Here is a 13104-nt window from a genome sequence, read left to right on the forward strand (position 1 = left end):
TGCCGAGGATGGGGAGATCGTCGTGTCGCAGAAGCTGAAGCTGTTCCACAACCCGCGAAGCCGGGCCGTCACCGCCCATTGGATGCTGGAGGAGGCGAGGGCGGACTACGAGCTCGTTCCGATCGCCTTCGACCCGGCAGGCGCGCGAGACCCCGCGCTTCTCGCCGTGAACCCGATGGGCAAGATTCCGACCCTCGTCCTGCCGGACGGAACGGTGGTGACGGAAACGGCGGCGATCCTCGCCTGGGTCGCGGACGCCTATCCGCAGGCCGATCTGGCGCCCGCGCCCGGCTCGCCCGAGCGCGGCACCTATTATCGCTGGCTTTTCTTCTGCGGTTCCTGCTTCGAGCCCGCGCTGATCGAGCGGATGATGCGCGCCGATGCGCCGCCGCTGCCCAAGGGCATGGCAGGATGGGGCAGCTACGACGACGTAATCGATACGCTCGAGGGAACGATCGCGAAGGACTATCTCGTCGGCGATCGGTTCAGCGCGGCCGATCTTTATGTCGGCGCGCAGCTCTGGTGGGCGACCACGTTCAAGGCGCCGCGCGTCGCCGACAACCCGGCGATCCAGGCCTATGTCGGCCGGTTGACGGAGCGGCCGGCGTTCCGACGCGTCACCGGCGGCTGATCAACCGCCCGCGACATCGACGCTTGGCGCCTCGGGCTGTGGCGCCTCGGGCTGCGACGGCGCGACGCGGAAGTGGACGAGAACCGGAAGGTGGTCGGAGGACGTCGCCTTCAGGCGCTCCGTCCGCACGATCGAAATCGCGGGCGAGGCGAGGACGTTGTCGATCCCCAACCCGAAGTACCGACCCCATTCGGCGGATACCTGCTCGGGAAACCAGGTCGGCCCGATGCCCGGCACGACCCGGGTTCGCGTCGCCTCGGCATAGGCCGACAGGAACGCGCTCCAGGGCACGGAATTGAAGTCCCCCGCCAGGAGGACCGGCTCGGGCAAAACGCCGAGCGTTTCGCGGATGCGCTCGAACCGCTGCCATTGCTCGCCCGGCCAGGGCCAAAGCTGGTGATGCGCCGCCACCGTGACCGGGGTGCCGTTCAGATCGACCCGCGCCAGCGCCAGCGAGTTGCGGCTGTCGCAATGCGTTCCGGTGCCCGCTACGAAGGGCCGGCGCGAAAGGATGGCGGAATCGCCGTGGAAGCCGTCCGCGTCCTGACAGAAGACGCGGAAGGGATAGGTCGTATCCAGCGAGGAGAGGGCCGCCTGCCATTCCGGCGTGATCTCCTCGAGCGTGACGATGTCGGGGCGGGCGTCTGCGATCCGACGGATCGCCTCCGTCGGATCGCTCGCCTTCCACAGGACGTTCATCTGAAGAAGCGTGTAGACCGCGCCCGATGCGGAAGGATCGGCCTTTTCGGCTAAGAAGAAGGGTGCGGCGCTGCCGATGCCGAGCGCGGCGATCAGCACGGCGAATGCGGCGCTGGCCCGCAGCCGCATCCAGACGACGATGGGTGCGGCCAGCAGAAGAAGAACGGCAAGGTGGACGCGAAACTGCGCCACGCTGTCGAAGGCCAGCACCCAGGCTCCGAGGAAGCCCAGCCCGATGGCGAGGCTGGCCCCAAGCACGAGGACGCGCAGCCCGACCCGGACCCACGTCCTGTTCGCGGTCGATGTCGCCATGGCTACTGGAAGGCCGTTTCGAAGAACGAGCGCAGCTTGCGCGAGTGAAGCCGTTCCACCGGCATTTCCGACAGGCTTTGCATCGCTCGGATGCCGATCTCGAGATGCTGTGACACCTGCCGCTTGTAGAACTCGGTCGCCATGCCCGGCAGCTTCAATTCGCCATGCAGCGGCTTGTCGGACACGCAAAGCAGCGTGCCGTAGGGAACGCGCAGGCGATAGCCGTTGGCCGCGATCGTGGCCGACTCCATGTCGAGCGCGATGGCGCGGGACATCGACAGACGCTCCACCGGCTCGGTCTGGTCGCGAAGCTCCCAGTTGCGATTGTCGATCGTCGCGACCGTGCCGGTCCGCATCACCCGTTTCAGGTCGTAGCCGGACAGGCCGGTGACATCGGCCACCGCCTTTTCCAGCGCGACCTGCACCTCGGCGAGCGGCGGGATCGGGACCCAGGCCGGAAGATCCGCGTCCAGGACATGGTCTTCGCGCACATAGGCGTGGGCGAGAACGTAGTCGCCGAGCGCCTGCGTGTTGCGAAGCCCGGCGCAGTGCCCGAGCATCAGCCAGGCATGCGGGCGCAGCACCGCCACGTGGTCCGTGATCGTCTTGGCGTTGGACGGGCCGACGCCGATATTGATCATCGTGATACCGCTCGCATCCGCCCGCTTTAGGTGATAGGCGGGCATCTGCGGCAGGCGCGGGGGCGCGAGGCCCGTTTCGGGCTCCGACTGCCCGGCACGGGTGACGAGATTGCCCGGCTCGACGAAGCTCTCATAGCCCCGACCGCCGTCCTCCATCAGCATCCGCGCCATGGCGCAGAACTCGTCCACATAGAACTGGTAGTTCGTGAAGAGGACGAAGTTCTGGAAGTGGCGCGGGCTGGTCGCGGTATAGTGCGCCAAGCGCAGGAGCGAGTAGTCGACACGTTGCGCGGTGAACGGTCCGAGCGGCAGCGGGGCGCCCGGCTGCGGCACGAAATTCCCGTTGACGATCCGGTCGTCCGTTGCCTCGAGATCGGGCACGTCGAAGATGTCGCGCAAGGGCTTGTCGAGCTTCTCGGCCAGCGCCCCGTCGACATAGGTCCCCTCGGGCAGGGCGAAGTGCAGCGGCATCGGCGTCTGCGAAACGCCGACCTCGATCGGCTGCCCGTGGTTGCGCAGGAGCTGCTCGAACTGCTGGACGAGATAGTCGTTGAAAAGCTCGGGCCGCGTGATCGTGGTGGCGTAATGCCCCGGTCCCGGCACGAAGCCGAAGGACAGGCGCGAATCGACGCGCGCATGGCCGGCCGTGTGGATCGCGGCTTCCGGATAGAAGGCGCGGTAGCGTTGTGACGTGTCGCTGGATTCCAGCACCCGGTCGAAGCTGTCGCAAAGGAACCCGACGGACGCGTCGTAGATCTCGCGCAGCGCGTCCACCGCCGCCTGCGGCTCCGTGAACGCGCGCGTCGCGATCGGCGGCGGCGTCGAGATGTCGGGTGCGGGGCGAGCGGGCAACTGGGTCATGAACCCTATCTAGCCGAGGACAGCGGCCCGGGAAATGGGGCGAGCGGGCGCCGACGCGCTCCGCTCAGCGAACGCAGACGGCGCCCTGTTCGTAGCACCCCTGCACCACCGACTGCGCGGCTCGCTCACCGCTACGGTCGTGATGGACGAGGGCCGAGAAGCTCACCGCGAAGAGCGCGAGAAGCGAGGTGACGACGGAAAGGCGGAAGACCATGCTGATCGCTCCTCTGAGGGGTCGGTCCGATGATTGATCGCCGAACCTGAATCCGGGCTGGAGCGCCCGTTCAGGACCCGTTCAGCGGCTTTGACACCGGCTGAGCGGGTCCTTGCGACGTGTTCCCATCATCACCATCCCGCCCCATGGTGCAACCCCGGCCGATCCGCCCTAGCTTGGATGCAAGCAGCTCCAAGGAGGCTCCATGCCCGATCAGACCCAGCCTATCGAACTCCACTACTGGCCGACCCCCAACGGCTGGAAGGTGTCGATCCTTCTGGAGGAACTCGGCGTTCCCTACGAGTTGAAGCTCGTCAACATCGGGGCGGGCGACCAGTTCAAGCCGGAGTTCCTGGCCATCGCGCCCAACAACCGCATGCCGGCCATCGTCGATCCGGAAGGGCCGGGCGGCGCGCCGATCTCGGTGTTCGAATCGGGCGCGATCCTCCAGTACCTCGCGCGCAAGTTCGCTCGATTCTACCCCTCGGACGAGCGGGCTCGCGTCGCGGTCGATGAATGGCTGTTCTGGCAGGTCGGCGGCCTTGGGCCGATGGCGGGCCAAGCCCATCACTTCCGTCAGTATGCGCCGGAGAAGATTTCCTACGGAATCGACCGATATACCAACGAAGTCAACCGCTTGTACGGCGTCATGAACAAGCGGCTAGAAGGGCGCGAGTTTCTGGCGGACGAGTATTCGATCGCCGACATGGCCTGCGTCGGATGGATCGTGCCCCATGCCAACCAGGGACAGGACCTCGAGGATTTCCCCAACCTCAAGCGCTGGTTCGGGACGCTGAACGCGCGCCCGGCGGTTCAGAAGGGGCTGGCCGTCGGCAAGGAGGAGCGGGAGCGGCTCAACCTCGCGCAGGACAAGAACGCCCAAAGCGTCCTCTTCGGGCAGCGCGCGCGTTGATGAAAGGGACGGGGAGCCGGAGCCAGCTCCCCGTCAGTTCTTGAACAGGAAGATGACCGCGACGAGAGCGTAGGCCCCGACGAAGATCCAGGCCCAGCGCCGGAAGCTTTCGGGCGTCGAACGATCCGAGCGTTTGCGCAGGAATCGGTACATCCGCAGGTCCAGCATGCCGAGCGGCGCGGCCACCGCGATGGACGCTGCGACGGCCACGAACCAGAGCGCCACCGGATCGAGCGGCACGTAGGTGTAGACCGACATGATGATCGGCACGTGGCAGAGGTAGAGCGCGTAGCTCCAGTCCCCGAGCTTGGTCGCCGCGCGCGTCACCACCGTGTCGCGCTCCCCCCGATATTCCGGCAGAAGGGCCAGCCCGACCAGAATGACGGCCGCGGCGGCCGAATACAGGCGGGCGAGACCGACGTCGGCAAGGTCCGCGCTCACTGCCGCGAAGGCCACCGCGATCACGGCAAGCGCCGGCTGAAACTTGTGTCGGCGCGCCAGGGTGGGAATGAGGAGCCCGCCCGCGAAGGCCGCGTTGACGGCCATGAACGGCATTTCCGTGATGTAGGTGATCAGCCGTCCCTGAAGCGCCGGATACAGAAAGGCGCTGGCGATCGACAGCACGATCCATCCGACCGCGATATGGTTCAGCCATCGAAGGAGGCCGGCCGTCGTCACCACGAACAGGAGGACGTAGAAGAACACTTCGAAGACGAGCGTCCATTCCACGGCCAGCCGGTAATTCCCGTTGGGCCCGATCGGCACCAGCGAGAGGGCACGCGAATCGATGCCCCCGTCGAGGCCGAGCGCGAAGGGCAGGATGATCGCGGCGAGGAAGAAGATCGGGTAGATCCGCAGGACGCGATGGATCAGGAACGGCGCGGGCGCCGTCGTGCGGATGATGTCCGCCATAAGGGCGCCGGAGATCGCGAAGAACACGGCGACGCCGACCAGCCCGAACTCGTGGTCGAAGATCGAGGAGAAGCGCGTGTCTCCGAACTCGAACTCCGTATAGGTCGAGGCGTGGTAGAGCAGTACGAAGAGCGCGGCGATGCCGCGCAGCCACTGAAGGTTGCGGTTGCGCTGCCGAAACAGGGGAAGCGGCTCGTGGACGGCGGTGACCGACGCGGCCGGACCGGACGCCGGGGCCAGGATCGGTACGGGTCGTTCCATGTCGCTCGTCTGGGCCATCAGCCGCTGGCCCCCGTGCGGGTCCAGGTCTGGGATCGGCAGAACACCTTGGCCACGCAGCCGGTGAGTGTCAGTTGGTTGCCTTCGATCTCGACCCGGCCTTCGTACTGCTTGTCGTTGGAAGGATCGATCACGCTTCCCGTGTAGCGCTGCCCGCTCCCTTGCATGATCCCGACCGTCTTGCCGGCATATTTGCCGCTGTTCACCTTGGAGCAGAAGCCTTGCGGGCAGGCGCGGTAGCTGACCGTTTCGCCGTTGGACAGGCGCCAGACGCCCAGAATGGGCTCGGCCGCCGCCGCCGGCGCACCCAGCGCGATGGCGACCGCTGCCGCTTGGAGCAGGCGAGGCATGGCAGAACTCCCGAGGATCGATCCGAAGAGCGATCCCCCAAAAGGGAAGGCTGCGTCAAGGGCGCTCTGCGTCGGGAACGGCGCGTCAGAGACGCGTCAGCGCCTGGGACCGACAGATCAGGCCGCCGAGAACGCAGCCGGAAACCGACAGAGTGTCGCCCGTCAGCTTGCCCTTGCCGGAATATTCCTTGCCGCCCTTCGTATAGTCGGTGACGGTGCCCTCGTAGTTGCCCCCGCCAGACGGCTTCATCTGGCCGAACGTCTTTCCCTTGTTCGGACCGTTTACGTAGGTCAGGCAGAAGCCGCCCGAACAGGCCGCGATCCTGGCATCGTTGCCGGACGGCATGCGCCAAGTGCCCTCGATCGGGTCCGCCGCCAGAGCGCCGCCGGTCAGCATCGACAGCGCGAAGGAAAGGGTCGCGAGATGTTTCATGATTCCTCCCAAGGTCGCCGTCGCCTCCCAACGGTCCGGTCGCCTTCCGCGAACGTAAACGGGAACCCGCATCTCGCCAAGCGGCGTCGAGTGCATCTCCGGTTTCGGCTTTCGCGAACATCGTCAACGCGGCGCCAACGCGCATCCTCAACGAAGGTGTAAGCCATCCAAGAAAGCAGCGGCCGCAAAGGGGTTTGATGCTTCGGGAGGGAAAGTATCTCCAAGCCGTGAATGCTGTATTCAATTCAAATTAGCCACGCATTTTAAGCGACGTTTCAAACTGCGCTGCCATTCTTCGATCCAAGGGCCGAACGCACAAGGCCCAAACGGAGATCGGCAGATGGCACGCTTCGATTTGCAGGATGGAGATTTCGGCACCGCTCTCGGCGTGGCGGCACCGATGGGCGAAACACTGTTCGCCATGGGCCTGCGCCTTTCGGCCGGCAGCGGCGCCGACCTCGTTTCGGCCCACATGTACTTCAACCTCGCCGACCAGATGGGTGTCGAGGATGCCGCTTCGCACCGCTACGAGGTGGCGGAGGCGATGACAAAGGCCGAAATTGGCCGGGCGCTTCGCTCGGCGCGCGAGTGGTTGGCGCGCAACTGACCGCGCCAAGGGGCTCTCAGCCGAGCTCGCGCCTCGCCTTTTCCAGGGATTTGGCTAAGGCGGCGGCGAAGAGCTCAAGCTGCTCGTCGGTACCGACGGTCACGCGGATCATCCGGTCCAGCGGCGCGACGCCCGGCATGCGGATGAAGACCCGCTCGGCGAGAACCCCGTCCAGCACCTTGCGGGCGAACGCGCCGTCCCGGCCGCAGTCGATCGTGACGAAGTTCGTGGCCGAAGGGAGTGGGCGCAGTTCCGCATCCCCCGCAATTTTCGCGAGTCGGTCGCGAGCGCGAACGATCCGCGCCACCGTTTCGCTGAGGAAGCCCTGGTCGGCCAGGGCCGCGAGGGCGCCCGCCTGGGCCATCCGCGACACACCGAAATGGTTTCGCACCTTGTTGAAGTGGGCGATCGTCTCGGGCGCGCCCACGATATAGGCGACGCGTACGCCCGCCATTCCATAAGCCTTCGAGAAGGTACGAAACCGCAGGACGTTCGGCTGGATTCGACCGATCGGCGGCAGCGCGGAAGGTGGTGCGAGGTCGCTATAGGCCTCGTCGAGGACCAGCAGCGTATCGTTTGGGGTTTCTCGCATCAGGCGCTCGACGTCGGCGCTCTCGTGCCAACTGCCGGTCGGATTGTCGGGATTGGCGAAATACAGGAGCTTGGTGCGCTTCTCCCGCGCTCGGTCCAGAAGCGCGTCGATATCTTCACGATCGTCCCGGTAGGGTACGAAGTCCAGCGAGCCGCCGTGCCCCGCCACCTGATAGTTGAAGGTCGGATAGGCGCCGAGCGAAGTGACGGCGCGGTCTCCCGGCTCCAGCGTCAGCTTTGCCAGAAGGCCGAAGAGACCATCGATTCCCTCGCCGACCATGATGTTGTCGGGATGCAGCCCGTGATGGGCCGCGATGGCCTCGCGCAGGGCGAAGTGTTCGGGATCGCCATAGGCCCAACTTTCCGAAGCGGCGCGTGCCATCGCCTCGACCACCCGCGGCGAGGGACCGAACACGCTTTCGTTGGCGCCGAGACGGGCCTGGAACGGCACGCCGAGTCGGCGCTCGATGGCCTCGGGGCCTACGAAGGGAACGGTCGCGGGAAGGCGGAGAGCCAGAGACGTGAACGGCATGGAACTCTCGGTCGGATACAGTTGTCGAAGTGTTTAGGTGAAATCGCGGGGCCTCGAAAGTTGACCCAGCAGCAAAACGCGGGGTCCGGCAAAGGGAGAAGCGATCCTGATCCGCGGGTCGCACGCCGAGGGTCTCGTATCCTCCGGCTTGATCTTGGATGCGGCATGCAGAATCACGCCTCGGTCAGACTCGAAGCGCGACACGGCCCCGCCCCATTTCTGCCCGAAGTGCGGCGTTTCCACTGTTTCGATCGAAAGGGCAGTCTCGGTCTTTCATGACCGCGCGCCGCCATGGGCAGGGTTCGTGGGCGGTTCTTCTGCCTTGGTCGAAGCTTGCGAACCCCTGTGGCGCAAGGTTTCGGTAAGGTTCGGGCAAGCTCGGCCCGGCCGGCGCCATTATGGTTAACGGCGTGTGAACGCAAACGTGGCCTGGCTGCAACAGCGGTGTGGCCAACACGTCTCGGAGGCGGGGGTGTGTCGTTTCCGTGATTGCATCCGCGCCGCGTCTGAATATTCTCAACATCGAAAGAGCGGGGGACGACCCGGACTTTCAACGGGGATGGGGCAGGGAAGGCTGTCCTTCGAAACGAAGCCCAACCCTAACCTATAACTTGACTGGAGGTCAGGACATGAACATTAAGAGCCTTCTTCTCGGCTCCGCTGCGGCCCTCGTCGCAGTTTCCGGCGCCCGCGCTGCCGACGCCATCGTGGCCGTCGAGCCCGAGCCGGTCGACTACGTCCGCGTCTGCGACGTGTACGGCAAGGGCTTCTACTACATCCCGGGCACCGAGACCTGCTTGTCGGTCGGCGGTTACGTCCGCTTCCAGGTGAACGTCGCCGGTGACCCGGCCGTGAACCTCGAAGGCGACGACTACCAGGTCGCCAGCCGCGTTCGCGCCCGTCTGAACTTCGACGCCCGCGAAGAAACCGAGCTCGGCACCCTGCGCGCCTTCGCCCGCCTCCAGGCCACCAACACCTCGGGCGGCTCCAACGGCGTCGCGATCGATCAGGCCTACATCCAGCTCGGCGGCCTGCTCATGGGCTACCGTGACACGCTGTGGTCGTCCGGCATCGGCGGTCTCGAAGACGGCCTTCTGACCGACTCCGACCTCGTCGTCGGCGACTTCAACACCAACCAGGTCTCCTACACCTTCGCCGCCGGCGGCTTCTCGGCCACGCTCGGCCTCGAAGACGACGGCACGGGCGACGTGGTTCCGGACGTCCACGGCAAGATCGTGTACTCGGGTGCATGGGGCGGTGCTTACCTGTCGGCCGTGTACGACGAGACGTTCAACGCTGAAGACGTTTCCGACATCTTCGGCGACAACAACCAGTTCATCACGCTCTCGGGCAACTTCCCGACCCTTCTTCAGGACGGCAACAACGACGCCTTCGCTCTGAAGGGCGGCGTGCTCCTGAAGGACCTGATCGCTCCTGAGTCGCAGCTGAAGATCGAGGGTCACTACGCCTTCGACCCGACGGTCTACGCGACGATCGACGGTCTGGCCACGGTCAACACCTTCGCCGCCAACAACCCGAACATCCTCAACCCGACCCCGGGTTCGGTTCCGATCGTTCTCGAGTATGCGGTCGGCGCGGGCTACGCCCAGGCGTTCGGCAAGCTCGGCGTGGCGCTCGCTGGCCAGTACGGCGAGACCTTCGACACGCAGTTCTTCGTGCTCAACCCGGTGGGTCAGGTCACGACGTTCGACGCGTCCGGCGAGTACTGGGCTGCCGTTGCCAACGTCGGCTACCAGATCACCAACAACTTCGCGACGCTCGGCGAAGTCGTCTACCGGAACGTCGACTTCGGCGGTCCGATCGGCGACACCGACCAGGTCAGCGGCTTCCTCCGCTTCCAGCGCGACTTCTAATCCGACCTTTCGGATCTGAAACAAGGGGCCCGGCGAAAGCCGGGCCTTTTGGCGTTTGGGGTAAGGGCATATCGAGGAGGCCCGACCGTGCGTTTCATTTCGAGGATACGGCAGTCCAATTCTTTCCCGCTCCTGGGAGTAGAAGCGTTTAGCTCCCTTGATCCCGCTCGCTTCGAACTGCCCTCATTCGGAGTGGTGCACCGCTCACGAAAGACCGAATGCATGAGCGAGGATGCCGTCATTGAGGGGAGGGTAAGACCGACGCCCTTTGGTATGAGAATGGAGGTTTCGGCGAGGCGTGCTGTGTGCCTCGATGATCCTTCCCGAAACTAGTCCGTCGTCCCACCGTCTGTTGCCTGGGAAGGTGAGGAGGGGAACACCTACTGTCTTACCCTTGGCACTAGCAGCTGTTCGGCGCCCTGCCACTCAAAGTCTACGACCTGGTTCGGACGCGCTGAAACGCTTCAGCTCGGGTGTTCACATGCATCGGAGGTGCATCTATGGGCGTGGACCGGATCCCTCTGTCTTCTACTAAGAAATTACGGATGCCACCTCGCCGGAACGCCGTGCCGAACCATACGGAACGGTGGATCGGCCCGCGCCGGCCTTCATCAAATGGAGAGATTCGAGCCTCTGCGCCAATCGATGCCGAAAGCCTCTCGAGGCCATCGCACGAGATCTTCAAAGGCTTCGGCTCATTTGCCGGCACACCGCATTGGACTTCCCATCCCTTCGCACACCGTTCCAACAACCGATGCTTCCCCCGGGAAAGCACGCGCGAAAACGCCCGGCCGCCATGCGCTCCGGGCGTTGCGATTCCGGGAAGGGAAGGAGGGCGCTAGCCCCGGCGGCCCAGCGTCAGGTCGCGCTCGATATCGAACCCGGCGCCGAGGCGCATCTTGTAGACCTGATAGTTTTCCATCACGCGCTGGACGTAGTTGCGCGTTTCGGTGAAGGGGATCAGCTCTACCCAGTCCACCACCTCATCGATCGACTTGCGACGCGGATCGCCGAAACGGTCAATCCATTCGCGCGCACGCCGAGGGCCGGCGTTGTAGGCGGCGAAGGTCAGGATGTAGGAGCCGTCGAACGATGAAATCTGCTGGCCGAGATACTGGGTGCCGAGCAGGGTGTTGTAGGACACGTCGTTCAGAAGACGTGCCTCGGAGTAGGGGACCCCGGCATTCTTCGCCAAGCCCTTGGCGGTCGCCGGCATGACCTGAAGCAGGCCGAGCGCGCCGACCGGCGACTTGGCCTTCGGATTGAAGGCGCTTTCCTGGCGTGCGATCGCATAGGCGAGTGCCTTGCCCGATGCCGAGATGTTGGCGCTCTGCGGGATGACGCCGATCGGGAAGGCGAGCGCCGGGGCATCGACGCCGCGCGCATAGGCCGCCTTGCCGACGCCGAGCGCCAGGCTATGATCGCCGCGCCGTTCCGCCATGCTCGATAGAATGGCCAACTCGCCGGGGCTGTTCAGCTCTTCCGCGAGAGCCCGATACAGACTGTCGGCGCGCCAGGACGAGCCGATGGCCTCGAGCCGCTTGATCGCGCGAACCGCCTCGCGGTTTTCGAACGTCTGCCGTTCCGCGTTGGACGGCCGAGGATAGGCGATCTCGCCCGGCGCGCGGCCGAGCTTGGCGCTGGCAAGCTGACCGTAGTAGGTCGCGCCGTATCGCGAGGCCTTGCCATAGTAGTCGCGCGCGCTGCCGGGGCCACCCGCTTCGGCTGCTCGGCCGAGCCAGTAAAGAGCACGGGACTGCGTCAGCGGCCTCGAGGAAATCTGACTGATCCGCGCGAAATGCTTCGAAGCGATCGCCGGATCGTTGAGGTAGCGCAGCGCGTACCAGCCGGAATGGAACTCGGCCTCGACCGCCTCCGTCACACCTTCGGCGGAATGCGCGGCGACAAGCCGATAGGCCGCGCGTCGATCCCCCCTTTCCAGAAGCATGCGCGACACGATGCGGCGCTCGTTCCACCACGCGTCCGGATCGACCAGCGAGGCCTTGTCACGCGGCGCCTTTTCCAGGATCGCCGCAGCTTCCAGGAACTTGTCCTTCTTGCGCAGGTTCTCGGCGGCCGTGAACAGGTAGCTCGGGTCCGATTTCAGGCTGGGATGGACGCGCGCCAGGAGTTGGTCGGCGTCGCCGGTGCCCTGGATCGATGCGGCGCGCGCCTTGAACAGCGACTCGGCGCCGGCCAGCGTGGCCACGCGCGACGCATCGCCGACGCGATCGGCGTAGAGCAGCTTGTCCATACGGAACTTGTGGTCGGCGCGCGTCAGAAGCGCTCCGAAGGTCGACAGCATCTTCCCCTCGGTCGCCTTGTCCAGCCGGTCGTTGCGCCAGGAGCGGACGATGGTCTCCTTCGCCTTGCCGGCTTGGCCCAGCTCGATATAGGCGCGGGCGAGCGCCATCGCGCCCTCCGGCGTCTTCGGCGCGTCGCCGGCGAAGGCGCCGACGACGTCGCCAGCGCGCATCGGGTCGCGATAGAGTGCGCGTTCGAGATTGGCGCGGATCGTCGACATGCCCGGCCAGCCGCGGAGCTCGATCGCGGTATGGGCGATCTCGGCGGCGGGCACGTCGCTCGTGCCGCGCAGTGCGATCGCCCAGGACATGATGTGCCGATCGAGCGAACCCGGCGCCATGCCTTCGCGAATGGCGAGAGCGCGGGGAAGGTCGCGATGCGTCGCGTCGAGCCCGGCCTGCAGGTCGCCTCGGATCGGCGTCACGTTGGAAACGCGCGAGCCCATCGCGGCGATCGAGGAGGTGAACGCCATCGCGTCCGCCGGCGCCGCCTGAGGCCGGCTCGCCGGCTGCGGCTGGCGAACCAGCGGGTTGGCGCTCGGGCGCGGGGCCGGGGGCGCGCCGAAGCGCTGCGCATCGGGCTCCTGCTTTCGACCGAAGAGATTGGGCATCTTCAACGTAGGCAAAGGCAGGCGCGGCATGAAGCCTTCGGCCGCCGCCGTGCCGGCCAGAAGCAGCGACAGGAGGGCCGGAGCGAGAAGGGTCTTGGCCCGGGTCGACTGTCGCATGGGATCTCCTGCGGTACGGATATCACAGACGCTCTGACACTTGAGCGCATGGTTGATCAAAGCTTGCCCCAGCCCGATGAAGAAGCGGTAAACCCTACCCGATCACGAATGGTCACCTTCGCTTGTTTCACGTCGGTGGCTTCTTTATGGTGCGGGCGTCCGCGCGAGCGGGTCGGACTATTCGTGCCGGCCGCTTGGCGTGTGGCGTGGCGCCGCAGGGTCGT

The 13104-nt window shown here is 65.6% G+C and carries 12 protein-coding genes; 4 read left to right on the top strand and 8 right to left on the bottom strand.

The features are described 5' to 3' along the window. Nucleotides 1–22: 22 nt before the first annotated feature. On the top strand, nt 23–631 hold the full coding sequence (locus H7A85_RS09095) for a glutathione S-transferase family protein (protein WP_182085622.1): 609 nt from the start codon (nt 23–25) through the stop codon (nt 629–631). Here H7A85_RS09095 and H7A85_RS09100 read toward each other — a convergent pair whose 3' ends face one another. From H7A85_RS09100 to H7A85_RS09110, 3 genes are all read right to left on the bottom strand, one after another. Next, nucleotides 632–1642, bottom strand: coding sequence for an endonuclease/exonuclease/phosphatase family protein (locus H7A85_RS09100; RefSeq protein WP_182085623.1), 1011 nt, complete (start codon nt 1640–1642; stop codon nt 632–634). It abuts the gene before it with no gap. A gap of 2 nt (nt 1643–1644) precedes the next feature. Continuing rightward, nucleotides 1645–3144, bottom strand: coding sequence for an AMP nucleosidase (locus H7A85_RS09105; protein WP_182085624.1), 1500 nt, complete (start codon nt 3142–3144; stop codon nt 1645–1647). A gap of 64 nt (nt 3145–3208) precedes the next feature. Next, nucleotides 3209–3358, bottom strand: a complete 150-nt coding sequence (locus tag H7A85_RS09110; RefSeq protein WP_182085625.1) for a hypothetical protein — start codon at nt 3356–3358, stop codon at nt 3209–3211. 205 nt (nt 3359–3563) lie between these two features. On the opposite strand from H7A85_RS09110, the gene H7A85_RS09115 reads away from it, so the two are divergent. After that, a complete protein-coding gene (locus H7A85_RS09115; RefSeq protein WP_182085626.1) occupies nt 3564–4271 on the top strand; it encodes a glutathione S-transferase family protein in 708 nt (235 codons plus the stop codon). A gap of 33 nt (nt 4272–4304) precedes the next feature. Here the strand turns inward: H7A85_RS09115 and H7A85_RS09120 are convergent, their stop codons facing one another. From H7A85_RS09120 to H7A85_RS09130, 3 genes are all read right to left on the bottom strand, one after another. Then, complete coding sequence (locus H7A85_RS09120; RefSeq protein ID WP_182085627.1) at nt 4305–5462, bottom strand: acyltransferase; 1158 nt, start codon at nt 5460–5462, stop codon at nt 4305–4307. Further along, nucleotides 5462–5812 (bottom strand): DUF2147 domain-containing protein, encoded by a 351-nt coding sequence (locus H7A85_RS09125; RefSeq protein WP_182085628.1) that lies wholly within the window; start codon nt 5810–5812, stop codon nt 5462–5464. Before H7A85_RS09125 ends, H7A85_RS09120 begins: the two co-directional genes overlap by 1 nt. A gap of 85 nt (nt 5813–5897) precedes the next feature. Further along, nucleotides 5898–6245 (bottom strand): DUF2147 domain-containing protein, encoded by a 348-nt coding sequence (locus H7A85_RS09130; RefSeq protein ID WP_182085629.1) that lies wholly within the window; start codon nt 6243–6245, stop codon nt 5898–5900. Nucleotides 6246–6585: 340 nt separating this feature from the next. Between H7A85_RS09130 and H7A85_RS09135 the strand changes: the two genes are divergently transcribed. Beyond that, a complete protein-coding gene (locus H7A85_RS09135) occupies nt 6586–6852 on the top strand; it encodes a sel1 repeat family protein (protein WP_244631064.1) in 267 nt (88 codons plus the stop codon). Between the two features lie 16 nt (nt 6853–6868). Here the strand turns inward: H7A85_RS09135 and H7A85_RS09140 are convergent, their stop codons facing one another. Then, entirely contained in the window at nt 6869–7975 is a 1107-nt protein-coding gene (locus H7A85_RS09140) for a pyridoxal phosphate-dependent aminotransferase (protein WP_182085630.1), read from the bottom strand. Between the two features lie 629 nt (nt 7976–8604). Between H7A85_RS09140 and H7A85_RS09145 the strand changes: the two genes are divergently transcribed. Then, nucleotides 8605–9849, top strand: coding sequence for a porin (locus H7A85_RS09145; protein WP_182085631.1), 1245 nt, complete (start codon nt 8605–8607; stop codon nt 9847–9849). Nucleotides 9850–10687: 838 nt separating this feature from the next. On the opposite strand, the gene H7A85_RS09150 is transcribed toward H7A85_RS09145, so the two are convergent. Then, the gene (locus tag H7A85_RS09150; protein WP_182085632.1) at nt 10688–12880 is read right to left on the bottom strand and encodes a lytic transglycosylase domain-containing protein; all 2193 of its coding nucleotides are present in this window, start codon (nt 12878–12880) and stop codon (nt 10688–10690) included. Between the last annotated feature and the right edge of the window lie 224 nt (nt 12881–13104).

This window comes from Aureimonas sp. ME7, assembly GCF_903970965.1.
GTDB lineage: Bacteria > Pseudomonadota > Alphaproteobacteria > Rhizobiales > Rhizobiaceae > Aureimonas.